This window comes from Tessaracoccus massiliensis (assembly GCF_000826065.2).
Classification (GTDB): domain Bacteria; phylum Actinomycetota; class Actinomycetes; order Propionibacteriales; family Propionibacteriaceae; genus Arachnia; species Arachnia massiliensis_A.
In genome coordinates this window covers 1-24,399 of sequence record NZ_LN623538.1, presented here as the reverse complement: position 1 = coordinate 24,399, position 24,399 = coordinate 1, and the positions used below count along the sequence as shown (strand labels likewise).

The following is a 24,399-nucleotide window of genomic DNA, read 5'->3' as shown; positions in this document are numbered from 1 at the left end:
ACCCTTCACTAGTTCACTGCTCGATGGTGGGAATCACGGTGATGTCGAACCGGAACGTCTCGGCATCCACGCGGTACTTTTCGAGGAGTTCAGGACCGCAGCTGTTGGACCCGATCCCGGCGTTGGCGTGGTCCAGGCACAAAACGGTGCTGCCCGCCGGTACGAGTTCATAGCTGTGGGCACGTCTCGCCAGCCCGTCCTGCGTGTAAGGGGAGGCGTTGAAGGAGAAGGTCTCGCTCCCCACGGCGGTGAGGGACAGACCGCCTCGTCGGGCCCGTTGCCGCTGGCCCAGCGGGTGGCCGGATCGCCGTCGATGGCGTTGCTGGCGGGGAACGTCCCGTCGCGGTCGGACTGCTCCGCCGAGGCCGCGGCCTGGCCGAACTGGGCGAGGTCCGGGTCCAGCGCGGCGGCGGGCGTGTCGGGTACCAGGGACATGACCCCGACGAGGAGACTCAGGGCCAGCAGGACTGGCAGCGGACGGCGCGACTGCGCGGCGGTGGGTTCTCGACGGTGAGACATAGCTCATTACACCACGGGGTTGACGCGCTGGCAGAGAAATCCTACTAGTCACATGGATTTCTGACCGGCGGTTGGGTCCCCCACTAGCGTGGCAGATGCTGTGTCACCAACCTCAGAAGGAGCCCTACATGACCAAGCTCGCCGTCATCTATTACTCAGCCACCGGCCACGGCACGAAGATGGCCCAGCAGATCGAGAAGTTCGCGGAGGCCGCGGGCGCCGAGGTGCGCGTGCGCCACGTCAAGGAAACCGTCGATCCGTCGGTCTTCAAGGACAACCCGGCGTGGAGCGCCAACTACGAGGCCACCAAGGACCTGCCGTCCGCCACGGGCGACGACATCGTCTGGGCGGATGCGGTCATCTTCGGCTCCCCCACCCGCTACTCGAACGTCACCGGTTCCTTCCAGTCGTTCATCGACACGCTCGGCGGCCTCTGGGCCGAGGGCAAGCTCGCGAACAAGGCCTACGCGGCCTTCACCTCGTCGCAGACCCGGCACGGCGGCCAGGAGACCACGCTGCAGCACATCTACCAGATGGTGATGCACTTCGGCGGCATCATCGTGGCCCCCGGCTACACCGACGGTCTCAAGTTCGTCGACGGCAACCCGTACGGCGTCTCGCACGTCACCGGCGCCGAGAACCAGAACGAACTCGAACAGGCCACCATCGATGCGCTCGAGCACATGACCCAGCGCGTCATCGAGGTCGGCGGCAAGCTGGCCGGCTGAGCCACTCCTGATTCTGTGTCGGGGCGTCACCGCTGAGGTGGCGCCCCGACGCTTCTGCGCGCGGTCGCGGCGATAGGATGGCGGCGTGCAGCAGTGACACAGCGCGGAGAGAGTGATGAGCTTTCCACCATGAACGACCCCACTGAGCCAGCCCGGCTGATACCCCATGGGGTAATGCGATAGAGTCATCGCGGACGCGAAGGAGGCGGGTGTGAGCTCAGCGTGCGGTTGCAGCCATGACGAACCGGTGGCGGTCGAGGAGGACGAGGAGCGTAGGCCCTGGTACCGCGACCCCGGCCTCATACTGCCCATCGGTTCCGGCGTCTTCCTGGTGCTCGGCCTTCTCCTCCACTGGCTGGATGCGGACCTCCCGGCGCTGGCCTCCTTCTGGATCTCCCTCCTGCTGGGAGCCTGGACATTCGTGCCGGGGGCGGTCCGCAAACTCGTCACCAGGGGCAGCTACGGCATCGGCCTGCTGATGACGATCAGCGCCGTGGGCGCCGTCATCCTCGGCTACGTCGAGGAGGCCGCCGCGCTCGCCTTCCTGTACTCCCTCGCGGAGGCACTGGAGGACAAGGCCATGGACCGGGCGCGCAGCGGGCTGCGTTCCCTGCTGCGCCTGGTGCCCGAGACGGCCACCGTCCTGGTGGGCGGCGCGCCACGGGAGGTCGCAGCCAGAGAACTGGCGGCCGGGCAGGTCCTGTTGGTGCGGCCGGGGGAACGCGTCGCCACCGACGGCGTCGTGCGCTCCGGCCACTCTGCATTGGACACCTCCGCCATCACGGGCGAATCCATCCCCGTGGAGGTCGAGCCCGGCAGCGACGTGCCGGCCGGCGCCATCAACACCTCCGGCGCCCTGGAGGTCGAGGCGACCACGCCGGGCAGCGACAACTCGCTGACCACCATCGTGCGCCTCGTCGAGCAGGCCCAGGCGGAGAAGGGCACCCGTGCGCGCATCGCGGACCGGATCGCCAAGCCGCTGGTGCCAGGCGTCATCCTCCTGGCCCTGGCGGTGGGGATCATCGGCTCGCTGCTCGGCGACCCGACGGTGTGGATCACGCGCGCACTTGTCGTATTGGTGGCCGCCTCGCCCTGCGCCATCGCCATCGCAGTGCCCATCACGGTCATCTCCGGGATCGGCGGCGCGAGCAGGTTGGGCATCGTGATCAAGAGCGGCGCCGCCTTCGAGGAGATGGGCCGCATCCGCCACGTCGCCATGGACAAGACCGGCACGCTGACCCGCAACGAGCCCACCGTCGCCCGCGTGGTCCCCGCACCAGGGTTCGCCGAGGGCGACGTGCTGGCGGCCGCAGCGGCGGTGGAGCGACACAGTACCCATCCCCTCGCCACCGCGATCGCGGACGCCGTGCCCACCCCGTCCCCCGCGGCAGGCGTCACCGAGGAGGCGGGACGGGGCGTGACCGGCACCGTCGACAGCCGCAGGGTCACCGTCGGCAGCCCACGCTGGATCGACGCGGGTCCTCTGGGTCAGGAGGTGGCGGGGATGGAGGCCGCCGGGCAGACCTGCGTGCTGGTGGAGTTCGACGGCGAGGTGGCCGGGGCGATCGGTGTGCGCGATGAGCTGCGCCCGGAGTCCGCCGAGGCCGTGTCCCGACTCGGCGAACTCGGGCTGACAGTGAGCATGCTGACCGGCGACAACGCCCGCACCGCAGCGGCCCTCGCCCGCGACGCCGGGATCGACGATGTGCAGGCCGAGCTTCGCCCCGAGGACAAGGCCCGTATCGTCGCCGACTGGTCGAGGCAGCGGCCGACGTCGATGATCGGCGACGGCATCAACGACGCGCCGGCGCTGGCGGCGGCCACCGTCGGTGTCGCGATGGGAGCACGCGGCTCGGACGCCGCCGTCGAATCCGCCGATGTCGCCTTCACCGGCCACGACCTGTGCCTCATCCCCACCGCCTTCGACCATGCCCGGCGGGGCAGGGCGATCATCGATCAGAACATCGTGCTGTCGTTGGCGATCATCGCTGTCCTGCCACCGTTGGCCGTCACCGGCGTGCTGGGGCTGGCGGCCGTGGTGCTCATCCACGAGGTGGCCGAGGTGCTGGTGATCCTCAACGGGCTCCGCGCCGCGCGGCTGCCTCGGGGCGCGTCACCGGCCGGTGGCCAGGTACTCCAGCGTGGCAGCGACGAGCGCACGCACGCCCACGCCTAGCGTCGCCTCGATGACCCTGCGCTGGTCACCATCAGCGACAATGGTGCCATGCGTGAGATCCAGCGAAGAATCGTCGAGGAGTTCAGGGTGCAGCCCGTCATTGATCCGGCCCAGGAGGTGGAGCGCCGGGTGCAGTTCCTGGCGGACTACCTGACCACGACCCGCACCAGGGGCTTCGTCCTGGGCATCTCGGGGGGCCTCGACTCGACGTTGGCCGGCCGCCTGGCTCAACTCGCGGCCGAGCGCGTCCGCGAGCAGGGCGGGGAGGCGACATTCTTCGCGATGCGCCTGCCCTACCGCGTGCAGCACGACGAGCACGACGCGCAGGCCGCGATGGATTTCGTCGCCGCCGACCGGGAGGTGACGTTCAACATCGGCACCGCCGTCGACGCGTTCGAAGCCGAGTACACCACCAGCGTGGGCGCGGAGATCACCGACTTCAACAAGGGCAACGTCAAGGCGAGGATGCGCATGGCGGCGCAGTATGCCGTGGCCGGTGACAACAACCTGCTGGTGATCGGCACCGATCACGGCGCGGAATCCGTGATGGGTTTCTTCACCAAGTTCGGCGACGGCGGGGCGGACATCCTGCCGCTGTTCGGCCTCGACAAGGGCCAGAACCGGCAACTGCTCCGGCATCTGGGGGCTCCGGAGCAGTTGTGGGCCAAGGTGCCCACCGCGGACCTCCTCGACGAGCGGGCCGGCCAGCCGGACGAGGTGGAGATGGGCGTCAGCTACGAGCACATCGACGCCTACCTGGAGGGTCGCGAGGTACCGGACGAGGCCGCCGCGCACATCGAGCGCACCTGGCTGCGCTCCCGGCACAAGCGCACCGTGCCGGTGACCATCTTCGACACCTGGTGGCGCGACTCATCCACGTTGAACCCCTGACAGGTGGCGTCGCTGACCCCTACCCTTCACTCATGGTCAGACTCAGAAGGGTCAGCCCGCGGCAGGCGGGCTACACGCGACGCAAGCGCGGCAAGGGGTTCAGCTACACCGATGCCGACGGCGACGCCCTGCCCAAGGAAGAGGTGGAGCGGATCAAGTCGCTGGCCATCCCGCCGGCCTGGACCGACGTGTGGATCTGCACCTACCCCAACGGGCATCTGCAGGCCACCGGCACCGACGAGGCGGGGCGCCGCCAGTACCTGTACCACCCGCAGTGGCGGATCAAGCAGGACCGCGACAAGTTCCAGCGCATCGCGACGGCGGCGGAGATGCTCCCGTCGGCCCGCCGTCGGATCGCCCGCGACCTGAACCAGGACGACATGCCGTTCGAGCGCGCCGCCGCCACCGCGGTGCGGCTGCTGGACGTGGGCTACTTCCGGATCGGTAACGACGCCTACACCGACGCCCACGGCTCGTTCGGGCTGACCACGTTGGAGCGTCAGCACGTACGGCGCAAGGGCTCCGATCTGGTGTTCTCCTTCACCGGCAAATCCGGGATCGCGCACAGCATCGCCGTCGACGACAAGCCCGCGATCGAGGCGCTGGAGAAGCTGCGCAGCAGGCACAGCGACTCGAAGCGGCTGCTCGCCTACAAGGAGGGTGGCAGTTGGCACGACCTCAGCAGCGCCGACGTCAACGAGTACCTCAGCACCCTGTTCGGCGGCGCGCTGACCGCCAAGGACTTCCGCACCTGGCACGCCACGGTGATCGCGGCCGAGGTGCTCGCCTGGTCGGAGGAGCCCGCCAAGACCAAGGCCTCGCGGAAGAGGGCCGTGACCCAGGCGGTACAGGAGGTGGCCAGCTACCTGGGCAACACGCCGACGGTGGCGCGCTCGTCCTACATCGACCCGCGGATCATCGACGCCTACGAATCGGGCGAGACCATCGTCGACGCGGCCAAGAAGCGCTACAGCACCACCAACGCCCGCCAGAGCAGCCTGGAGCAGGCCGTCCTTGAGTTGTTGTCATCATCGCGGAAGATTCAGCCATGACCGAACCGCAGCCTGGGATCATCCCCCAGCCCTCGCCCACGAACCCGTCGCCGGCGACGCCCACGTGGACCGCCGTCAGCCCCGCCGTTCCCGCCCCAGAGCCCGAGGCCGCGGCGCCGCCCGCCCGCGGCCTCAGCGATGACCCCATGTGGTTCAAGAAGGCTGTCTTCTACGAGGTGTGGGTGCGTTCGTTCTCCGACAGCACGGGCACCGGCACCGGGGACCTCAACGGTCTGATCGGCAAACTCGACTACCTTGCGTGGCTGGGCGTCGACTGCATCTGGATCCCGCCGTTCTTCCCCTCTCCCGAACGCGACGGCGGCTACGACGTCGACCACTTCACCGGCGTCCAGGTGGAGGTGGGCACCCAGGAGAGCATGAAGAAACTGCTACGGGAGGCGCACGCCCGCGGCATCCGGGTGATCAGCGACTTCGTGCTCAACCACACGTCGTCGGACCACCCCTGGTTCAAGGAGTCGCGCGAGAATCCCGACGGCCCGTACGGCGACTACTACGTGTGGCGCGACGATGACACCGGGTACCAGGACGCGCGCATCATCTTCCTCGACACGGAGGAGTCGAACTGGGAGTTCGACCCTGTGCGCAAGCAGTTCTACTGGCACCGCTTCTACAGCCACCAACCCGATCTCAACTACGAGAACCCGAAGGTGCTCGAGGAGATCCTCAACGCGTTGCGGTTCTGGCTGGACCTGGGCGTCGACGGGTTCAGGCTCGACGCCGTGCCCTACCTGGTCGAGGAAGAGGGCACCAACTGCGAGAACCTGCCAGGCACCCACGAGATCCTGAAGAAGATCCGCGCGATGGTGGACGAGGAGTATCCGGGCAGGATGCTGCTGGCGGAGGCGAACCAGTGGCCGCGTGAGGTGGTGGAGTACTTCGGAGACAGCGACGAGTTCCACATGGCGTTCCACTTCCCCGTCATGCCACGGCTGTTCATGGCGTTGAAGCAGGGCTCACGCCAGGCGATCAGCGAGATCCTGGCCGACACCCCAGAGTTGCCGGACGGCTGCCAGTGGGCCACGTTCCTGCGCAACCACGACGAGTTGACGCTCGAGATGGTGACCGAGGACGAGCGCAAGTACCTGTGGAACGAGTACGCCCCGGTGCCGAAGATGCGCCTCAACCTGGGCATCCGCCGTCGCCTCGCGCCGCTGCTGGACAACGACGAGCGGCAGATCAGGTTGATGCACGCGCTGCTCCTGGCCTTGCCCGGCTCCCCCGTGCTCTATTACGGCGACGAGATCGGGATGGGCGACAACATCTGGCTGCCGGACCGCGACGGGGTGCGCACCCCAATGCAGTGGACCAGCGAGATGCCCGGTGCCGGCTTCTCGGAGGCGAACCCGTATCTGTTCAACAAGCCCATCCCCTGCGCGCCCCCGTTCGGGGCGCAGACGGTCAACGTCGCGGACCAGCAGGCCAACCCCGAGTCGCTGCTCAACTGGCTGCGCCACACCCTCCAACAGCGCCGCAAGCACGAGGTGTTCGGCATCGGCGCGTACCACGAGCTGGACTGCTTGGAGGAGGTGCTGGCCTTCGAGCGCCGGCAGGGCAGCACCCGGGTGGTGTGCGTGAACAACCTCACGGCCTGGCCGCAGATGGCGGGGTTCACACTCCCCGGACTGGAGGGGCAGACGCCGGCCGTGTTGTCGGGCAGCATCCCCGAGGCTCCTCAGGTGATCGGTCAGAACTACCGCATCGAGTTGCCGCCGTACGGCTACGCATGGCTGCTGTTCACTGATCCCCCTGCGGAAGAGGCCTGAGGGAATTCACGAAGCACGGGACAGGGGGATCGTGTGCCGCGTGTAGTCGCGGCCGTAACGACTCAGCGACAACAACGGCTCGGTCCCGTACGGGGTGACCACGTAGCGGAACCCCAGCGGGCTCGTCCAGATGGCGCGGCCGTACTCATCCATGAAAAGCATCCACAGCCCCGCTGTTTTCGCGCGATGCAACCGTCTGGGCTCAGGCACCAGATTCCAGAGATTCGTCTGCCCGGGACCCCTGCTCTTCACCCATTCGATGATGTGGTCCAGATCCTTCTTGATCGATCTGGAATTCGAGAAGGGGAAGCACTCCGTGCGCCACCGGGTGAGGACTGCCCGCCTCATCGCGACGCTGGGCCGGTACTGATCCTCTTCCGGCATCCGCGGCAGATCGATGACCGGCCGCAGCCTGACGTTCTTACCCTCGAGCACGTCGCCCAGCGACTCCACGGCGATGGTGACGGCGTCGTCGATGCGGGCGATGGCATGTGCGCCCACCGCGTCAGCCTCGACCACGACGTCGACGCTGACCTTGGGCATCAGCCGCTCCAGGGGCACATCGATGGTGCCGCACACATGGCCGGCGCATCCTGAGGGCAGGTAGCGCTCGGCGGAAGCATGCAGCGGCAGGCCGTCATCACCCACCGGCTCCAGAGGCAACTGATCCTCTGCGGACAGGTTCCTGGCTCCCTGCTGGAGCAACGCCAACGCGTAGGCGGGGCGTGCCAGCACTCCGAAGGCCTTGGAGCGGCGCACGTCCAGGGTCGATTCATCCCCCTGCACCTTCTTCAACAGCTCCGCGATCTGGCTCAGTGCGGCGTCAAACAGCTTGGCGTCGATGACGTCGACGGTGGCCTCCACGAACCCCAACACCGCCTGGCCCGGTAGCAGTGAGCCGGTGGACACCTTTGCCTCCCGCTGCTCCAGCGCCTTCTCTTCGTCCACGACACGCCAGGGATCAACCTCTGCGATGATCTCGTCCAGCCTCTTGAAGGCCCCTGCCCAGGAGTACCGCTCCTGGATGAGTGACCACCTCTCAATGGCAACCTCTGCCAGCTCACGCGGGAGATGGGAGACCGCATAGGCCGCCTGGACGGCGCGGTCAGCATCCACCAGGAGGCGCTCCACCTTCTGATGCAGGGTGGGCAGCTGCCACTTGAGGAAGACCGCACCTTCGATCATGACGGCAGCCTTGCGTTTGGAGATCCGCAGCAGCGCCGCGATTTCGAGGGGAGCGAACTCGGAGATGTTGGGCGCGCCGGGCCCCCCGATGGGATAGACCTCCTCCACCAGGGCATCCACCATCACGCCGTGCACCACCTCGGCACCGGCCGGGAGGATGTAGTGCTCAGCCAACTCCGCGACCAGGAGCACCTGGTTGGCACGGGCACGGCGCTCAGCGAGGTGCTCCTCGAGCAGCCTCTCCGCTAATTCGCGTGCATCACCGTTTTCCATGCCTATATATTAGCCCATCTATTCGACCGAGGGAAGCCCTGACCGAAGATTTGTCTGACCCTTTTCCGCCGCCCGCACGGCGCATTAGGCTGTGGACATGACGCTCGGATACCAGGATGAACAGCCCACCCGTGACGAGATCGACGCAACGTCCGGCCTTGTCGCCCTAGAGTTCGGCCAGAACTGGTGCGGCTACTGCCGCGCCTCGGCCCCCGCCCTCAATGACGCGCTGGACAACCGCCCGGACATCAAGCGGATCAAGGTGGCCGACGGCAAGGGCCTCCCCTTGGGTCGCTCCTTCGGCATCAAGCTGTGGCCCACCATGGTGCTGCTGCGCGACGGCGAGGAGGTCTCCCGCGTGACCCGCCCTGAGACCCGGCTCGACGTCGAGGACGCGCTGGACCGGGCCCTGCCGAACATCATCGACTAACTCGGCCCCCACAAGGCCTTTCACCCTCGAAGCGAGCTCGATTGGACAACTCGATTCGCGAGGTCTAGAGTTATTCCTCGCGCGCACCACTAGCTCAACTGGCAGAGCAGCTGACTCTTAATCAGCGGGTTCAGGGTTCGAGTCCCTGGTGGTGTACCAACCCACCGTTGCCCTTGTCTCCCGGGAGACAAGGGCAACGGTTGTTTTTGCTCTGGGAACGCAGCAGCACCGAACTGAAGCCACTGGTGAAGCTCAACTCAGCACGGTTCAGCCCTCTAGAAGGCCCTGCATCTCTGCGATCTCCTCCTTCTGATCGGCGATGATCGTCTCGGCCAAGGCGAGGGCTTCAGGATTCTCACCGTCGACCAACTGCCTTTCGGACATCTCGACAGCGCCTTCGTGGTGGGCGATCATAGCCTTGAGGAAGGAGTCGTCGAACTCGGCGCCGGACAAGCCTTCCAACTGGCCCATCACTTCTTCCTGCGTCATTCCATTCATGTCCATGCCCCCATGGCCAGCATGTCCACCGGCGTCGGTGGGTTCGCCCCACGTCTCAAGCCAAGCGGACATCTGCTCGATCTCCGGGCCCTGCGCTGCTGAGATCCGCTCCGCGAGTGCCTTCACCTCGTCCCTGTCAGCCTTGGTCAGCGCGAGATCAGCCATGTCGATGGCACCCTCGTGATGAACGATCATCATCTGCGCAAACATCGTGTCGGCGTCGTTGTGCTGAGTTGACACCTGCTCAACAGATGCAGTGACAACCGCGGGTGTTGTGGATTCAGAGGGTTGTGTCGTGGTTCCGCACGCGACGAGTGACCCCATGGTCACCAGCGCACTGAAAACAAGGACGATGCGGCGGGGTTGTTTCATAGGATGCTCCAAAGGACTGTATGAATGGTCCACTCAAACGCTATGTTCCGCAAACCCAGCGACGGCTCGTCTTAGGTCAAGAATTGCTCAAGATGCATCCAGATCGATCTACGTCATGTGTGCTGCGGGACTATCCGAAGTGAGGACTGGAGGCTGATGGAAGCGGAGAAGACTCGCATCCTCGTCGTCGACGACGAGACAGTGCTGGCGGGCGTAGTTGCCAACTATATGGACCGTACTGGTTTCGAGGCACGAGTCTGCGGCGATGGCGCAGAAGCTGTGCGCGTTGTCGGTGAGTGGGAGCCATCCGTGGTGCTACTCGACCTCGGGCTACCGAGCCTCGACGGCGTGGAGGTGTGCCGCCGGATCCGCCAGTTCAGCGATTGTTACGTCATCATGCTCACCGCCCGAGATGAGGAGAATGACACACTGGCTGGACTCTCCGTCGGTGCCGACGACTACGTGACGAAACCATTCAGCGTCCGCGAAGTGGTGGCCCGCGTAGAAGCGATGCTCAGACGGCCGCGCTACAAGGTGCGCCATCCCCAGCGAACGTTCGGTGACTTAACCGTCGATCCGGAGTCGAGAGAAGCCCGCATGGCGGGCTCCCCCATCGAACTCACGCGAACGGAGTTCGATCTGCTGCTCGCCTTCTCTGCCAAACCGGGTTCCGTCCTCACTCGACGCGAATTGATGGACGAAGTGTGGGGCGAGGGCTGGGTGGGAGACAACCACGTCGTCGATGTCCATGTGGGCAACCTCCGGAAGAAACTAGGCGAGCCTGTGGAGCCGCGCTTCATCCTTACCGTCCGCGGGGTCGGATACAAATTGGGGACGGGGACGTGATGCAGCCGGGCTCGTTGGCACGCCAGTTACTGGGCGCACAAGTGCTGGTCGTCAGCACGATGGCGCTCACCGTTGTGGTGGTGGCCGCCATCGTGGGGCCGCCGGCGGCAGAGCGACACATGCGCATGACTGGGCATGGCGCGCAACCTGACGTATTGGAGCACGCGGAGGAAGCCTTCCGACTAGGCCTGTTTACTTCCTTGGGCGGGGGGATTGCGATTGCGCTGGCGGGCGCTGTCATTGCCAACGTCTGGTTGAGCAGACGTCTTGGAACTACTGTCGCTGAATTACGAAGGGGATCCGAGCGGGTAGCGGATGGTGACTACTCAGCACCGATTGAGCTTGCAGACGGCGCGCACGAGTTGCGAACCGTGGCAAAGAGCCTCAACTCCCTGGCCTCGCAGGTGGGCGCTACCGAGGCCACCAGGCGGAGGATGCTCACTGACCTTTCGCACGAGCTGCGCACGCCGATCGCCACCCTCAGCGCGGTTCTAGAAGCGCTGGAGGACGGCGTCGCCGAGTTAACCCCGGAAACGCTCGCTGTCCTTCGCCACCAGTGCATGCGGCTACACCGCCTGGCCGTCGACATGCGCGACGTATCGGCCTTCGAGGAGGGGAGGCTACCGGTCGTCCTCGAGCGCGCCCGGCTCGATGACGTGCTGCGGGCCGCAGTGGACACCGCCCTGCCTCGGTATGAAGCCGCAGGCGTGTCGCTGGATTTGCCAACCATCCCCAGCGCGTGTGTGGCCGTTGACCGCCAACGCATCGGACAGGTCCTGGACAACCTGCTCCGCAACGCTTTGCAGCACGGGGCCACTAGAGTCACGCTAGCGAGCGATGTCTCCCAAGCGTGGGTTCGCATCGAGGTGATCGACGATGGCCGCGGAATAAAAGAAGGCGAGCTCCCCCACATCTTCGAACGGTTCTACCGGGGCGACGGGCACCGTCGCCATGACGAAGGGGCGGGCACAGGGGTAGGTCTGACGATCAGCCGGGCGATCGCCGAGGCCCACGGCGGCCGCCTCACCGGGGCCAGCGTGGGCGTAGGCCGCGGTTCCACCTTTACTCTCCAGTTGCCTGAGGTTTCTTGAACAAACCTTGAGGAGATCTGGCGCGAAGGGAATGTTCACTCCTGGCAAAGTTGACGCAGTTCCACCTCCTAACCCAAGGATGACCATGATCCGTTCCCGTCTTGCCACAGCGCTGGCCCTGTCCCTCTTGGCACTTGGCACACTGACTGCCTGCAACACCACCGCCTCCGATGTCGCCCAAGCGCCGACGACTCAGCCGGCGACGAACGCTGCCGCGCCCGGAACTCTGCTTGCCGCCGCCGGGCTGGAGGGCAAGAGCGGAAGAGAGATCGTAGATGCACTCGATCAGGAGGAAAGTGCGCGGCCGCTGGCCTTCATGGGGTCCGTTCGCTACGACCAGGTGATCCTCAGCGACGGCATCACGGAGGAGGTGGTTGAAATCGAAGGGGATGAGTTCTACCTCTCGCTGGCGCCCTACGAAACGTTCACGCACGACTGCTACTTCCACAACGTCGGGACCTGCCAAGGGGAGCTGGACGGTGAGGACGTCCATGTGACCATCACCACCGACGACGGAGAGGTGCTCGTCGACGAGACCGCCACCACTTACGCCAACGGCTTCGTGGGATTCTGGATTCCCAGGGACGTTAAGGGCACCATTGTGGTGACCAAGGACGGCAAGACCGCGGAGAGCCCTTTCTCATCGGACGTCGAAGGTGCGACCTGCGTCACTACCCTGCCCCTGGCTTAACGACCGGCCACCCATCCAACCGGATGAGCCGCTTAACCGACGGGAAGGCTCGCTCCCATCAGGGGGCGAGCCTTCCCTGTCACTGACCGGCGTGGTTCTGCCCGTGGCTGAGTGCAGGGGCTCCCCCAGTGGGACGATCAAGAAACTTTTCGGTACTGACCTCCGGCGCAAGGTCGAGTCGACGCAGGAGTTGCGCATTGAGAGCGACAACTACGGTGGAGACCGACATCAGGATCGCGCCAACACTCATCGGCAGAACGAACCCGACCGGGGCAAGGATGCCCGCGGCCAGCGGGACTGAGACCAGGTTGTAGCCTGCTGCCCACCAGAGATTCTGCTTCATCTTTCGGTAGCTCGAGCGGGAGAGATCGATGACCGACAACACCGAGCGAGGATCAGAGGAAGCGAGGATCACCCCAGCAGAACCAATCGCGACATCGGTGCCTGCTCCGATGGCGATGCCCACATCTGCCTGTGCAAGAGCGGGGGCATCGTTGACGCCGTCGCCCACCATTGCGACCTTCTGGCCTTCGTCTTGGAGTTCGGCGACCGTGGCAGCCTTATCCTCGGGACGGACACCAGCAAATACACGGTCAATGCCAAATTCCTTGGCGACGGTCTCAGCGACGGCTTGGGCGTCACCGGTGATCATGATGACCTGCGCACCTGCTGCATGCAACGCTTCCACGGCGTCACGGGACTCCGGGCGAATCTCGTCAGCCAACCGGAGTGCTCCGATCACCTCGCTGTCAGCCAGCACATGCAGGATGATCGCTCCCTCCCCACGCCATTCCTCGGCCACTGGCAACTCATCCCGCTCACGCTGCTCGAGCAGATGGGGTCCCCCGACCTCGATGACCCTGCCCTCGACCGTGGCCCTGACTCCGACGGCAGGAGAGGAGGAGAAGTCCGTGGACCGAGGCACATCCAAGTTACGGGAGCGTGCAGCACCCACAATGGCACGGGCAAGCGGATGCTCGCTATCGGCTTCCGCAGATGCGGCCAATGCGAGCAACTGATCCCCGCTCCCACCAGCCTCGACCTCGATCGCGGTGACGGTTGGCTCACCCTTCGTCAGAGTGCCGGTCTTGTCGAACAAGACAGCATCCACTGAGCGCATCGACTCCAGGGCGAGGCGGTCTTTGATGAGCACACCCCCTCGGGCAGCACGTTCTGTAGCGATCGATACAACCAAGGGGATTGCCAAACCCAGGGCGTGTGGACACGCGATGACCAACACGGTGATCGCGAGCACCACCGCCATCTGGGGCAGGCCAACAACCGACCACACCACAGCAGTGATCGCAGCGGCTCCCAGAGCAAACCAGAACAACCAACCAGCCGCGGTGTCAGCGATGCGTTGAGCACGCGAGGACGACGCCTGCGCGTCAGCGACCAGCTTCTGGATACCGGCCAAAGCAGTGTCATCACCAGTGGCAGTGATCTCGACCCGGACCCCGGAATCTGTGGCCACGGTTCCCGCGACCACCTGGTCACCTGTGTCGCGGCGCACGGTCTTGGACTCTCCGGTGACCATCGACTCGTCCATCGAAGCAGATCCACCGATGATCCTCCCGTCAGCCGGCACCGCCGATCCGGGCCGGACAATGACGACATCACCTACAGTCAACTCCGCGGGCGCGACCTTCACGACGCCGTCACCAACCACCTTCTCCGCCTCGTCGGGCAGCAGCGCGGCCAACGAGTCCAGGGCCGAGGATGTCTGCGCCAGGGAGCGCATCTCGATCCAGTGCCCGGCAAGCATGATCACCACCAGCAGCGCCAACTCCCACCAGAAGTTCAACTCGTGGCTCAGGACCCCGCTACTGGCACCCCAGGAAGCGACGAACGCCACGGTTATCGGGCTCTTCACAAACCAGGGTGTAGGTAGCGCTGTTCGGGTTTGCGGCGTGGCGGCTGGCTGAAGGGGTCGAGGCCCTCCGAAGATGAAGGTTCCTACACGCCTCATCTGGAAGACCTCGACGTGCCTGACGCTACCTTCAGCTGCCCTGATCTGACTAGTTTCTGCCTGCTCGACGGGCTCGGGTTGGAGGTGACCGGGCAGTGCGTCGAGTCTGAGCGTGCTGTGTTGGCCTGCCGGGTGATCGACGCCGATGACTGGTGCCACGACTGTGGAGGCCAGGGCAGAGCTCGAGGCACTGTGGTGCGGTGGCTGTCGCATGTTCCGCTGGGGTGGCGCCCCACGATCTTGCAGGTGAGGGTCCGGCGGTACAGGTGCGTCGAGTGCGGTCGGGTGTGGCGACAAGACCTGAGCAAGGCGGCCGAGCCCCGTTCGAAATTGTCTAGGGCGGCGTTGCGGTGGGCGTTGGAAGGGCTGGTGATCCAGCACTTGAGCATGGTCCGGATCGCGGAAGGTCTGGACGTGGCCTGGAACACCGCCAACGACGCGGTGCTGGCCGAGGGCCAGCGGATGCTGATCAACAACCCTGCCCGGTTCGACGGGGTCGAGGTGATCGGCGTCGATGAGCATTGCTGGCGACACACCCGACGCGGTGACAAGTACGTCACCGTGGTCATCGACTTGACCCCGACCAGGGACGGTACCGGCCCGGCACGACTGTTAGACATGATCGAGGGCCGCTCCAAGCAGGTGTTCAAGACCTGGCTCGCTGAGCGCCCCCGAGCCTGGCGTGACCAGATCGAAGTCGTAGCCATGGATGGGTTCACCGGCTACAAGACGGCTGCCGCGGAGGAACTGGCCCATGCCACCGCGGTGATGGACCCCTTCCACGTAGTCCGCCTGGCAGGGGAGGCCCTGACCCGGTGCCGGCAACGGGTTCAGCAAACCACCCGCGGACATCGAGGCCGTGCTGGAGATCCGCTCTACCGGGCCAGGCGCACCTTGCTGACCGGTGTTGATCTGCTCACCGACAAGCAGGTCGCCCGCCTGGAAGCGCTGTTCGCTGACAACCAGCATGGCGAGGTCGAGGCCACCTGGGGCATTTACCAACGTCTGGTGGTGGCCTACCGGCAACCTGACAAGAAGTTCGGCCGCTACCTGCTCAACAAGGTCATCGATGACATCAGCACAGGCGTTCCCACAGCACTAGTGGAGTTACGCAGCCTGGGTCGGACCCTGAACCGGCGCGCCGCTGACGTGCTCGCGTTCTTCGACCGGCCAGGCACCTCCAACGGCCCCACCGAGGCCATCAACGGCCGACTCGAGCACCTCCGCGGTATCGCCCTGGGCTTCCGGAACCTGACCCACTACATCGCCCGCAGCCTCCTCGAGGCCGGCGGATTCAAACCCCGACTACACCCTCGATTGTGAAGAGCCGGTTATCGCCAGCCCAATCAGCAGCATCATCCCAGGCTTCCGGGCGCGGATCTCGGAAACCGCACCCGTGAGGAACGGCCAGCCGCCCCAGAAGTAGATCACCGTGCCCAGCAGAGGAGAGACCCACCGTATCCACCCGAGGTCAGGCAATGAATAGCCAACAAGCTGAGCGAACATCTCATTGAGCCCGACGACCGGGATGGCAAGGGCAGCCATGATCCAGAACAGCCGTCGGAACTGTGCGACGTGATTCGCGCCATGCCCGGCATGCCCGCCGCCGTGGCCCATGTGACCATCACGCTCCGGCTGCTGACCATGAGCTGATTCGTGCGGGTGATCGGCGTGCTCCCCATGCGCCGCATGCGGGGATCCTGGAACCCCGTCGTGCGGTGCGTGATCCGCTGAGTCAGTCCGTGTGTGGTCGCGGGGGTGGTGGTGGTCTGAATGCTTGTCCATGTCAACCCGCCTTTCGTACCTCGGGTTCAACATCGACTTTATACCCCTAGGGGGTATGATTCAAGCTGTGGACAGCGACATCGCAGTCTCTAGTGGTGTACCACCTCGAAAAGCCGCGGTTTCGGCCGGGGCTTTTCGCTTGTCCGCGGCCCTGGTCAGCCCTGCCGCAGCGCGTCGGCGATGTGCTCCTCGGTCAGCGAAGCATTGATGGCGATCGCCGCGCGCACGCCCTGGCCGGCCGCGTTGATCACCTGGGCGTTGCTGTCACGCACGTTGCCACAGGCCCAGACGCCCTCCACCTCGGTGCAGCCGCTGGCATCGCACTCCACCAACGTGCCAAGGTCGTCCGCCTCGTCCAGCACCCGGACGCCCAGCTGGTCGAGCAGCTCGCGGTTGGGGTGCGACTCGGGCGCCACCAGCAGCTCATCCAGCGCGACGACGCCGTCGCCCACCCTGGCGCCCACGATGGTGCCCTCCTGCACCTCGACGGCGCTCACCTGACCCTCGACGATCTCGATGCCGCGGGTGGTCAACGCGCGGTGGGCCTCGTCGTCGAGTTCGACCTTGTCATTGAGGAGCAGGATCACCCTGTTCGCCCACTGCAGCATCATGTGCGCCTTGGCGATCGACTCGGGGCCGCAACCGAGCACGCCGACGACGGTCTCGGGCTCGATCTCAGCTCCGTGGCAGTAGGGGCAGTGGAACACGGCGCCTCCCCAGAACTCCCCGATGCCGTCAACGGGCGGGAGCGTATCGGTGATGCCGGTGGCGATCACGAGACGCTTGGCGCGCAGTTGCCCACCCTCGTCCAGGACGACGTCGAACCGCGGGCGGCCGGGCTCCCCCACGGCAGCTACCCGGGCGACCCGCCCGGAGCGGACCTCCCCGCCGAAGCGCCGCACCTCATCGCGACCCATCTCGAGCAGTTCCTCCGGAGGCATCCCGTCGCGCGAGAGGTACCCGTGCATGTGATCGTCGAAACGGTTACGTGCCTTGCCGGAGTCGATGACGAGCACCGAACACTTGCCCTGGGCCAGCACCAGTGCGGCGCTGAGCCCCGCGGCACCGCCGCCGATGACGATGAGGTCGTAGAGAGAGGAATCCACGCCATCAGCGTAGGGCTTCCTGGACGGGCTACGGGCGGCGGCCGGCGCGCAGGGCCAACGCCACTTCTCTGGCGGCCTCAGCCACGGCGTCGGGAAGGCGTTCGGCACGCTGCACCGTGGCAGCGACACCACCGCCCACCCAGACCGCTACGGGCGGCGACTGGGCGCGCAGCCCGTCCACCACCTCCTGGGCGAGGTCCGAGCTCGTGCACTGCGGAGCGCCCACCACCGCGGCACGCGGCCGCAGGGTGTGCGCCGCGGCCACCCAGTCGTCGACAGGCACATCCGCCCCCAGATAGACCACGCCGACGCCCTGCCTGCGCAGGCAGATGGCGAACGACAGCAGGCCGAATTCGTGGCGTGAACCAGGAGGTAGCCCCACCAGCACCTGCGGGGCCGTCTCTGGGTTGGGTGTGGCGTCGAACTGGCGCCCCAGCATGCGGGCCACTGCCCCGCTGGCGAAGTGCTCGTCAGCCACGTTGACGTTGTTGTCCTCCCACGCCTGGCCCAGCCGGGCCAACTCGGGGAGAAGCCAGGAATCAACCACCAGCTCCACCGGGCCGCGCGCGAAGGCATCCCTCAGCACCGAGTCCAGGCGCGGGGTGTCCAGGCTGGTGGCGGCGGTCACCAGATCAAGCTCGGCCAACCCGTCGCCCGCCGGTCCGCCCTCGGGTGGGGTGACGGAGTCGAGACTGCGTGCAGCCACCGACGGGGGGACACCGTCGGAAACCAGTGATGCCATGGCGCGCAAGCGGGCCACGTCGGAATCCGAGTACATGCGGTAGCCGCTCTCGGACCGGACGGGGCTCACCACTGCGTAACGGCGTTCCCACATCCGCAGCGTGGTGCCCGCGATACCGGTCAGGGCGGCAACCTGCCTGACCGTGTACGTGCCCGGTGAGCTATCCACGTGCTCAGCCTATTCCCGCGAGCGGCGAGGGCCGCTCAAGCTCACAGATACAGGCCGGTCCCACCGTCGGACGGCGCGGAGGAGGCGACGGCGTGGATGTCGCGCTCCCGCAACAGCACATAGCTCTTGGCCTGTAACTCAACCTCTGCGCGGTCTTCGGAGTCGAACAGCACGCGGTCGTCAACCTCCACGGAGCGCACGTTGGGGCCGATGGCCACCACCTTCGCCCACGTCAGCCGGCGGCCCATCTGCACCGTGGCGGGGATGAGGATGCCGCCGCCGCTGCGGCGCTCGCCGGCCACCGCGTCCACGTCCACCAGGACGCGGTCGTGCAGCATCCGGATGGCGAGACTGGCCTCGCTCACTGCTCGATGGCCCGGCGCGAGTGCGCGGCGATCGTGCGGTGCTTCGCGATCGAGTTGACCGCCACCAGGAACACCACGGCTCCCACGATGGCGCCGCCGATCAGCATCAGGCGGTCCGAGCGCCAGGCCCCGTCCTCATCCTTGAACGAGGAGGTGGCGGCGTCGAACTCGGCCTTCGCGAACTGCTTGACCTGCTCCGCAGACTCCTTCGCGATGTTCTTCGGCTTCATCGCCTCGACGGCCTCGGAGGTGGCGTTGGCCAGCTTGGCGCGGTTGGCGGCGAGATCGACGCGGATCTCATCGACAGAACGGGTGCTCATGCGAGTTCTCCTAGATAGGTGCTCCGGCACCAGCCTAGCGGGCCTGGCAACGATGGTTAGACTTACCCGCATGAGCGCACGTTTGACCACCGGCACGCCGGCCCCCGCCTTCACCCTGCCCGACGAGACAGGCAACGAGGTGTCCCTCACGGACTTCGCGGGCCGCTCGGTCATCCTGTACTTCTACCCAGCCGCCATGACGCCCGGCTGCACCACGCAGGCGGTCGACTTCTCGGCCTCCATCGACGCCTTCAACGAGGCCGGCTACACCGTCCTGGGCGTCTCCCCCGATTGTGTTGAGCGCTTGGCCAAGTTCAAGGAGAAGTCCGACATCGGGTTCACCCTCCTGGCGGATCCGGAGAAGAAGGTGCTCAACCTCTACGGTGCCTACGGCCTGCGCAAGCTGTACGGCAAGGAGATCGAGGGCGTGCTGCGCTCCACCTTCGTGATCGATGTCGACGACGAGGGTAACGGCCTGGTCCGCGTGGCCCAGTACAACGTCAAGGCGACGGGCCACGTGGCGAAGCTGCGCCGCGAACTGGGTGTCTGAGCACTTCCTCACCATCGACGCGGCGCCCGGGCGCGGCGTCGACGTCGAGCTGGAGATCAAGCGCTCACGCTTCCTCACCCGGATCCGGCGCGTCGCCACCGAGGAACAGGCCCGCGCCGTGATCGAGGAGCGCCGCTCCGCCCAGTTCGACGCGCGGCACCATTGCTCGGCGTTCGTGCTCGGCCCCGACGCCCGCACCGCCCGCAGCTCTGACGACGGCGAACCTGCAGGCACCGCTGGCATCCCCATGCTCCAGGTGCTGCAGAAGAATGCCCTCACCGACGTCGTGGCCGTCGTCACCCGCTACTTCGGCGGCATCAAGCTGGGCGCGGGCGGGCTCGTGCGTGCGTATTCCGACGCCGTCGTGCAGGCCGTGGAGGCGGTTGGGGTACGCCGGGTGCAGCTGTGCCGCCTGCTGCGGATCGACGCGGACTTCGCCTCGGCCGGCTCCATCGAGGACCAGCTGCGCGGCCTGGTGCTCCCCTCGGGCGCACCCGTCGTCGTTGACGGCGTGGACTGGTCGGACAAGGCCCACATCCGGGTAGCCGTGCCGGCCGGATGTGAGGAGGAACTCGGCACCGCGCTGGCCACGCTGTCGGCCGGTGCACTGACCGCCGTCGAAGCGGGCGAACGCTGGGTGGGCTGACATCCGGCACAGACGCTGGCACATTTGTACGCGAGAAGGGACTTGAACCCTCACGCCCGAAGGCACCAGAACCTAAATCTGGCGTGTCTACCAATTCCACCACTCGCGCGAAGCTCCGACCCTAGTCGGAGCCAGTTTCATCCCCTGTAGGCGGCTGAGCGTGTACCCAATCGTGTACCAATCGGGTACATGACCGAGCCGCCCGTCGCTGCGCAGCATACTCCCTCAACCGCCGCACCAGCTCGGGGTACTCGAGTGCCACCGCGGGATCGTAGGCCAGCCCGAGCGCCCGCTGGATCACCAGGTGCCGGCGGATGCCGAGCGCCTCGACGCAGGACACGTCGTCGCCGTCGAGCGCCAGCCGTAGGACGAGGTCAAGCGTCACGAATCGATGTCCCAGATGCTGCCGGCGCAGATCGTCTTGCCGCAGAACACGTTGAAATCGATACCGCTCGTGTCGGTGATGACGAAGGTGTCGATTTCCAGATCCTCCGGCGCTGCACGCAGGAAGTTGTGTAGGTACTGCCCAAGCTCCACCTTCTCAGTGTCGGCCAGTGACTCCTGGTAGCGGACGAAGAGCGTGTCGCTGCGCAACTCCATGCCCGTAATCGGCAGCGTCCACGTCGGGGCCATGTCGGTGCCGACGAGCAGCGCCTCCTCCACGGCGGCCAAGCGTTGCTCGTCGGACGGCTCATCTGCGGGTGGCTGAGTCTCGACCGGCGCGTCCCCTGTTGCCTCCTCAGCAGGCGGCTCTTCCGTGGTCGGCTCCTGCATCGGCTCAGGCTGGGGTTCGGGCGCCACCGCGGTCTCCGTTACCGTGGGCGTCGGCGCCGGCGAAGCCTCGTCGGTGTCATCATCGAGCAGGCTGCCGATCATGCCGAGCACGAACAGTACGGCGAGGACAATCACCCACCACTTCTTGTACCAAGGCTTGCTGGGCTTGGTCGTTTCGATGCTCATCGCAATCTCTCCTTCATGCCGCATGCGCGGCGTTCTCGATCGCACGCCTCACCGCGTGCCTCTCTGACGGGTGCAGGCCCTGGAGCCGCGCCCAGACGAGCGCGACGGGCACCTCCAGCATGGCAGCAGCCACGCGAGCGTCGGTGGTGATCTGCAAAACATGGACAAGTTCACCCAGCGGAATCATCCGCCGGGCCGTCTCGCGGTGCACGCGCCGTTCTTCGCGGCCTTCCAGCCAGCGCGGCACTGGGCCGTCGGCGGCATGGATGGACTCGTGCACGAGCGTGGCCCGGTGGAGCCACGGGTGCAGCCCTGCCGCGACAACCGAGCGTCGCTGCTGGAAGTCCGTCAGGCCATAGAACCCGGCGGGCAGCGCCTCGATGTCGAGTCGCCACCCGTCGGGCCAGATGATGTCCCCCGTCATGCTGTGCATCACACCAGAGCGCTCTGACAATCCTTCAGAGCCCGCCGCCCTCGTGGTCCGGCTCGCGGCGCTTGTCCCATGCGGCCATCGTCATGTCGTCGGCGTCAGAGACAGCCAGGGCGGCGCGCTGCTCGATCGCTGCCATGAGCCGCGAGAAGGGGATGCCGAACGCCTCCGCGATGTGCGCGAGCTGCGTCACGTCGGGGTTGCGCTTGCCCAACTCGTAGAGCCGGTACGACGTCCGGGTGATGCCGGTGCGTCGCTCAACCTCCGCCTGGCTGATGCCGGCCACGCCGCGCTCGGCGCGCAGCGCTGCGGCGACTGCTTGCGCCCAGAGCTCCAACTCATGCTGTTCCATATGGCATAGCTTAACGTCTTCACGACTACATATCAATGCCAAAGAGATGCAGATATGAGCTTGCGCCTGTTCCGTTTGACTACTAGAGTGTGCCGCATGACTACAGTTCATCAACTCGATCAGGCAATGGGTGCCGTGGTCGGAGAGGCCATCAGGGGGGCCAAGCTCACCCAGCGCGAGGTGTCCGACGAGACAGGCATCCCACTGGTGACGCTCAACCGGAAGCTTCGCGGCACGCAGTCCTTCCGCGTGTTTGAGCTCGCCGCAGTCGCACGACTGCTTGGCACCACCTTGACCAACTTCTCCCTGCTTGCCGAGCAGCGCGCCGTTTCCACAGCCGCAGCCTAGCCCGCCACACACGTAAACGGCCCCCGACGTATGCAGCGCCGAGGGCCAAGAAAGGACAAGACCATGAATCTTGAACTCTTCAGCTACCAAGATACCCCAGTTCGGGTTGTCACCATCGACGGCGAGCCGTGGTTCGTCCTCAATGACCTCGCTAAGGTGCTCGGCCTCACGCGCTCGGCATCGCAGATCAAGGACCGCCTGGACGGGGGGGTACGCCAGACGTACCCCCTTCCCACCGCCGGCGGCACGCAGCACACGACCATCGTCTCCGAGGCCGGCATGTACGAGGTGGTCATCCGCAGCGACAAGCCCGAGGCAGCAACCTTCCGCCGCTGGATCACCACCGAGGTGCTCCCCTCGATCCGCAAGACCGGCAGCTACGGCGTGGCCCGTGAGCTCACCCGCCGCGAACTGGCGCTCATGGTCGTGGAGGCCGAGGATGCGCTGGAGCTGGAGCGGCAGAAGGTCGCAGAGCTGGAACCGTCCGCCAGGGCGTGGGCGCACATGGCGGCCACGGACGGCGACATGTCCGTGGATCATGCGGCCAAGGTGCTCGCCCGTGACCCGCAGATCAGCATGGGTCGCAACCGCCTGTTCGACTACATGCACACCATCGGCTGGACGTTCCGCCAAGGTCCGCGCAACGCCTGGCACGCCTACCAGGCGCAGATTGACGCCGGACGGCTCGCGCACAAGCTGAGCGGACCGTTCCTGAATCACCGCACCGGTGATTACGAGATTCCCGCGCCGACGCTGCGCATCACAGCCAAGGGCTTGTCCGCGCTGCACCGCAAGCTCGGCGGGATCAGCGACCTGAGCGACCTGCTCGACGAGGCGGAAGTGATCGCATGACCGAGTACACCGCCGCCGAGCTGAATCTGCCGCCGTTGTCATCGCTGGCCGAGTTTGCTGCGCTCACTCACCACTCCATCGACACCATCCGCCGCTGCGCCAACGCGACCACCACGGTCAACGGCTGGCCCCCACTCGCCACGAAGCGGCAGCCCGGCAGCCGCAAACGCTTCGTGACCGCAGCCGCCGGCGCGGAGTGGATCAACAACCTTCCCGACGCATAGGAGCCCGACATGCTCACCAGACTGAACACCGCCATCGACGCCCTCTACTCCACCCTGCTGACCCACTCCACCGAGCTGCACGCCTGCAACGGCCCCGTGCCCCGCGCCGTCGTTGACGAGCTGGTCGCCGCTGCTGAGGCTGTGGTCGATGCTGCACGCGGCGACGTCCTCGCCCGAGCCGACGAGCCGACCCTGCCGCTGGAGCACGTCGCCCACAGCCTGGGGCTCACTCAGGCCGCGGTGGTCGCCGCCGTGGCCGAGGCTCTCGCCCTGGCCGACACCTGGGACGACGAGCCCGACGACGAGCCCAGCAGGACGTGACGGCATGAGCGCCTGTGACGGCTCCGGCCGCTTCGCCACCACCGGCGACCTCACCAGCCGCGAGGCCAAGACGTTCATCGACTACCTCGAAGGACGCCTACGCGACCAGCAGAAGGAGGAGAAGGCGTCGTGACCACACTCAATCCCGCCGAGCGCTACGCCGCGCTCAAGCTATTGGAGTCCGGCCTGAAAGCCGCGCTGGCTGACGCGGTCGAGGCGGCCGAGGAGTACAGGCAGGCCGTCGGCGCCAAGTCGCTGGAGTCCCGCTTCGGTGACGTGTCCATCACCCGCCGCAAGCCCACCGCCGCCGTCGACGAGGCCGCGCTGCTGGCGTGGGCCGAGGAGCACGCGCCGCACATCATCGTGCGTGCCATCGACCCCATCGCGCTGGCCGCGCTCAAGGCCGGCTTGAAGGTCGACGGCGACGACGTGCTCAACGCCGACGGCGAGGTCGTCGAGTGGGCCGCCGCCCGTCCCGGCTCTGAGTTCCTGACGTGGCGCGCTAGCGCGGAGGCCAAGGCCGACGCAGCAGCCGCCATCGCTGAGCGCCTGGACGCCACCATCACCGCAGCCCTGCCTGCCTAACCCCCATAGACCGGGAGGGGCGCGCCCTATCCCCCATATAGAGCTCGTCAGCGCCCCTCCCGGTCTATGGGGGTTAGGCAGGCAGGGCTGCGGTGATGGTGGCGTCCAGGCGCTCAGCGATGGCGGCTGCTGCGTCGGCC

The 24,399-nt window shown here is 66.3% G+C and carries 30 protein-coding genes and 2 tRNA genes; 19 read left to right on the top strand and 13 right to left on the bottom strand.

Features of this window, described 5'->3' with window-relative positions; all coding sequences use genetic code 11:
• Window positions 1-13 precede the first annotated feature (13 nt).
• Window positions 14-244, bottom strand: a complete 231-nt coding sequence (locus BN1186_RS15875; RefSeq protein WP_040281713.1) for a beta-galactosidase small subunit-related protein — start codon at window positions 242-244, stop codon at window positions 14-16.
• Between the two features lie 403 nt (window positions 245-647).
• On the opposite strand from BN1186_RS15875, the gene wrbA reads away from it, so the two are divergent.
• The 5 genes from wrbA (at window position 648) to treS (ending at window position 7,150) form a co-directional block, all read left to right on the top strand.
• Complete coding sequence (wrbA, locus tag BN1186_RS01020; protein WP_040281711.1) at window positions 648-1,247, top strand: NAD(P)H:quinone oxidoreductase; 600 nt, start codon at window positions 648-650, stop codon at window positions 1,245-1,247.
• Between the two features lie 211 nt (window positions 1,248-1,458).
• Window positions 1,459-3,423, top strand: coding sequence for a heavy metal translocating P-type ATPase (locus BN1186_RS01015; protein ID WP_082031051.1), 1,965 nt, complete (start codon window positions 1,459-1,461; stop codon window positions 3,421-3,423).
• A 48-nt stretch (window positions 3,424-3,471) separates the two neighbouring features.
• Window positions 3,472-4,314 carry an ammonia-dependent NAD(+) synthetase gene (gene nadE / locus BN1186_RS01010; protein WP_040281708.1) on the top strand — a complete coding sequence of 281 codons (843 nt, stop codon included), beginning with the start codon at window positions 3,472-3,474 and terminating at the stop codon, window positions 4,312-4,314.
• Window positions 4,315-4,346: 32 nt separating this feature from the next.
• On the top strand, window positions 4,347-5,366 hold the full coding sequence (locus tag BN1186_RS01005; protein WP_040281706.1) for a DNA topoisomerase IB: 1,020 nt from the start codon (window positions 4,347-4,349) through the stop codon (window positions 5,364-5,366).
• Window positions 5,363-7,150 carry a maltose alpha-D-glucosyltransferase gene (gene treS, locus BN1186_RS01000; protein WP_052459622.1) on the top strand — a complete coding sequence of 596 codons (1,788 nt, stop codon included), beginning with the start codon at window positions 5,363-5,365 and terminating at the stop codon, window positions 7,148-7,150. The genes BN1186_RS01005 and treS overlap by 4 nt, the downstream gene beginning before the upstream one ends.
• A 6-nt stretch (window positions 7,151-7,156) precedes the next feature.
• Here the strand turns inward: treS and BN1186_RS00995 are convergent, their stop codons facing one another.
• A complete protein-coding gene (locus tag BN1186_RS00995; RefSeq protein WP_040281704.1) occupies window positions 7,157-8,608 on the bottom strand; it encodes an HNH endonuclease in 1,452 nt (483 codons plus the stop codon).
• Window positions 8,609-8,705: 97 nt separating this feature from the next.
• Here BN1186_RS00995 and BN1186_RS00990 point away from each other — a divergent pair, with 97 nt between their 5' ends.
• Together BN1186_RS00990 and BN1186_RS00985 are read left to right on the top strand one after the other, a co-directional pair.
• Window positions 8,706-9,038 (top strand): thioredoxin family protein, encoded by a 333-nt coding sequence (locus tag BN1186_RS00990; RefSeq protein ID WP_040281702.1) that lies wholly within the window; start codon window positions 8,706-8,708, stop codon window positions 9,036-9,038.
• A gap of 83 nt (window positions 9,039-9,121) precedes the next feature.
• Window positions 9,122-9,197: transfer RNA gene (locus BN1186_RS00985), tRNA-Lys, on the top strand.
• A 108-nt stretch (window positions 9,198-9,305) separates the two neighbouring features.
• Here the strand turns inward: BN1186_RS00985 and BN1186_RS00980 are convergent.
• Window positions 9,306-9,908 carry a DUF305 domain-containing protein gene (locus BN1186_RS00980; protein ID WP_040281700.1) on the bottom strand — a complete coding sequence of 201 codons (603 nt, stop codon included), beginning with the start codon at window positions 9,906-9,908 and terminating at the stop codon, window positions 9,306-9,308.
• A gap of 156 nt (window positions 9,909-10,064) precedes the next feature.
• Between BN1186_RS00980 and BN1186_RS00975 the strand changes: the two genes are divergently transcribed.
• From BN1186_RS00975 to BN1186_RS00965, 3 genes are all read left to right on the top strand, one after another.
• On the top strand, window positions 10,065-10,754 hold the full coding sequence (locus BN1186_RS00975) for a response regulator transcription factor (RefSeq protein ID WP_040281698.1): 690 nt from the start codon (window positions 10,065-10,067) through the stop codon (window positions 10,752-10,754).
• The gene (locus BN1186_RS00970) at window positions 10,754-11,845 is read left to right on the top strand and encodes a sensor histidine kinase (RefSeq protein ID WP_052459621.1); all 1,092 of its coding nucleotides are present in this window, start codon (window positions 10,754-10,756) and stop codon (window positions 11,843-11,845) included. The genes BN1186_RS00975 and BN1186_RS00970 overlap by 1 nt, the downstream gene beginning before the upstream one ends.
• Before the next feature lie 85 nt (window positions 11,846-11,930).
• Window positions 11,931-12,536, top strand: coding sequence for a CueP family metal-binding protein (locus BN1186_RS00965; RefSeq protein ID WP_040281695.1), 606 nt, complete (start codon window positions 11,931-11,933; stop codon window positions 12,534-12,536).
• Window positions 12,537-12,615: 79 nt separating this feature from the next.
• On the opposite strand, the gene BN1186_RS00960 is transcribed toward BN1186_RS00965, so the two are convergent.
• Window positions 12,616-14,409 carry a heavy metal translocating P-type ATPase gene (locus BN1186_RS00960; protein WP_246043195.1) on the bottom strand — a complete coding sequence of 598 codons (1,794 nt, stop codon included), beginning with the start codon at window positions 14,407-14,409 and terminating at the stop codon, window positions 12,616-12,618.
• A gap of 111 nt (window positions 14,410-14,520) precedes the next feature.
• On the opposite strand from BN1186_RS00960, the gene BN1186_RS00955 reads away from it, so the two are divergent.
• Window positions 14,521-15,828 (top strand): ISL3 family transposase, encoded by a 1,308-nt coding sequence (locus tag BN1186_RS00955; RefSeq protein WP_040281693.1) that lies wholly within the window; start codon window positions 14,521-14,523, stop codon window positions 15,826-15,828.
• On the opposite strand, the gene BN1186_RS15870 is transcribed toward BN1186_RS00955, so the two are convergent.
• The 5 genes from BN1186_RS15870 to BN1186_RS00930 all read right to left on the bottom strand — a co-directional run bounded on the left by BN1186_RS15870 (window position 15,811) and on the right by BN1186_RS00930 (window position 18,991).
• Window positions 15,811-16,290, bottom strand: coding sequence for a hypothetical protein (locus BN1186_RS15870; protein WP_246043194.1), 480 nt, complete (start codon window positions 16,288-16,290; stop codon window positions 15,811-15,813). The genes BN1186_RS00955 and BN1186_RS15870 overlap by 18 nt on opposite strands.
• Window positions 16,291-16,445: 155 nt before the next feature.
• On the bottom strand, window positions 16,446-17,396 hold the full coding sequence (locus BN1186_RS00945) for an NAD(P)/FAD-dependent oxidoreductase (RefSeq protein ID WP_040281689.1): 951 nt from the start codon (window positions 17,394-17,396) through the stop codon (window positions 16,446-16,448).
• A gap of 28 nt (window positions 17,397-17,424) precedes the next feature.
• Window positions 17,425-18,306 carry a MerR family transcriptional regulator gene (locus BN1186_RS00940; RefSeq protein WP_052459620.1) on the bottom strand — a complete coding sequence of 294 codons (882 nt, stop codon included), beginning with the start codon at window positions 18,304-18,306 and terminating at the stop codon, window positions 17,425-17,427.
• Between the two features lie 41 nt (window positions 18,307-18,347).
• Window positions 18,348-18,671 (bottom strand): GroES family chaperonin, encoded by a 324-nt coding sequence (locus BN1186_RS00935; protein ID WP_040281687.1) that lies wholly within the window; start codon window positions 18,669-18,671, stop codon window positions 18,348-18,350.
• Complete coding sequence (locus BN1186_RS00930; RefSeq protein WP_040281685.1) at window positions 18,668-18,991, bottom strand: DUF3618 domain-containing protein; 324 nt, start codon at window positions 18,989-18,991, stop codon at window positions 18,668-18,670. The genes BN1186_RS00935 and BN1186_RS00930 overlap by 4 nt, the downstream gene beginning before the upstream one ends.
• A gap of 70 nt (window positions 18,992-19,061) precedes the next feature.
• Here BN1186_RS00930 and BN1186_RS00925 point away from each other — a divergent pair, with 70 nt between their 5' ends.
• The gene (locus tag BN1186_RS00925) at window positions 19,062-19,541 is read left to right on the top strand and encodes a peroxiredoxin (protein ID WP_040281683.1); all 480 of its coding nucleotides are present in this window, start codon (window positions 19,062-19,064) and stop codon (window positions 19,539-19,541) included.
• A complete protein-coding gene (locus BN1186_RS00920) occupies window positions 19,534-20,187 on the top strand; it encodes an IMPACT family protein (protein WP_074436873.1) in 654 nt (217 codons plus the stop codon). Before BN1186_RS00925 ends, BN1186_RS00920 begins: the two co-directional genes overlap by 8 nt.
• Before the next feature lie 27 nt (window positions 20,188-20,214).
• Here the strand turns inward: BN1186_RS00920 and BN1186_RS00915 are convergent.
• The 4 genes from BN1186_RS00915 to BN1186_RS00900 all read right to left on the bottom strand — a co-directional run bounded on the left by BN1186_RS00915 (window position 20,215) and on the right by BN1186_RS00900 (window position 21,929).
• Window positions 20,215-20,296 (bottom strand) — tRNA-Leu (locus tag BN1186_RS00915).
• Between the two features lie 272 nt (window positions 20,297-20,568).
• The gene (locus BN1186_RS00910; protein ID WP_052459619.1) at window positions 20,569-21,147 is read right to left on the bottom strand and encodes a hypothetical protein; all 579 of its coding nucleotides are present in this window, start codon (window positions 21,145-21,147) and stop codon (window positions 20,569-20,571) included.
• A gap of 13 nt (window positions 21,148-21,160) precedes the next feature.
• On the bottom strand, window positions 21,161-21,571 hold the full coding sequence (locus BN1186_RS00905; protein WP_139650725.1) for a hypothetical protein: 411 nt from the start codon (window positions 21,569-21,571) through the stop codon (window positions 21,161-21,163).
• Window positions 21,572-21,605: 34 nt separating this feature from the next.
• The gene (locus BN1186_RS00900; protein ID WP_040281677.1) at window positions 21,606-21,929 is read right to left on the bottom strand and encodes a helix-turn-helix domain-containing protein; all 324 of its coding nucleotides are present in this window, start codon (window positions 21,927-21,929) and stop codon (window positions 21,606-21,608) included.
• A gap of 96 nt (window positions 21,930-22,025) precedes the next feature.
• On the opposite strand from BN1186_RS00900, the gene BN1186_RS00895 reads away from it, so the two are divergent.
• The 6 genes from BN1186_RS00895 to BN1186_RS00875 all read left to right on the top strand — a co-directional run bounded on the left by BN1186_RS00895 (window position 22,026) and on the right by BN1186_RS00875 (window position 24,259).
• Window positions 22,026-22,277, top strand: a complete 252-nt coding sequence (locus BN1186_RS00895) for a helix-turn-helix domain-containing protein (RefSeq protein ID WP_180348991.1) — start codon at window positions 22,026-22,028, stop codon at window positions 22,275-22,277.
• A 63-nt stretch (window positions 22,278-22,340) separates the two neighbouring features.
• Window positions 22,341-23,129 carry a phage antirepressor KilAC domain-containing protein gene (locus BN1186_RS00890; RefSeq protein ID WP_040281673.1) on the top strand — a complete coding sequence of 263 codons (789 nt, stop codon included), beginning with the start codon at window positions 22,341-22,343 and terminating at the stop codon, window positions 23,127-23,129.
• A complete protein-coding gene (locus tag BN1186_RS00885) occupies window positions 23,126-23,353 on the top strand; it encodes a hypothetical protein (protein ID WP_040281671.1) in 228 nt (75 codons plus the stop codon). The genes BN1186_RS00890 and BN1186_RS00885 overlap by 4 nt, the downstream gene beginning before the upstream one ends.
• Before the next feature lie 9 nt (window positions 23,354-23,362).
• Window positions 23,363-23,674 carry a hypothetical protein gene (locus BN1186_RS00880; protein WP_040281669.1) on the top strand — a complete coding sequence of 104 codons (312 nt, stop codon included), beginning with the start codon at window positions 23,363-23,365 and terminating at the stop codon, window positions 23,672-23,674.
• Between the two features lie 4 nt (window positions 23,675-23,678).
• Complete coding sequence (locus tag BN1186_RS16180) at window positions 23,679-23,807, top strand: hypothetical protein (RefSeq protein WP_281278420.1); 129 nt, start codon at window positions 23,679-23,681, stop codon at window positions 23,805-23,807.
• A complete protein-coding gene (locus tag BN1186_RS00875; RefSeq protein ID WP_040281666.1) occupies window positions 23,804-24,259 on the top strand; it encodes a hypothetical protein in 456 nt (151 codons plus the stop codon). The genes BN1186_RS16180 and BN1186_RS00875 overlap by 4 nt, the downstream gene beginning before the upstream one ends.
• Window positions 24,260-24,399: the final 140 nt, after the last annotated feature.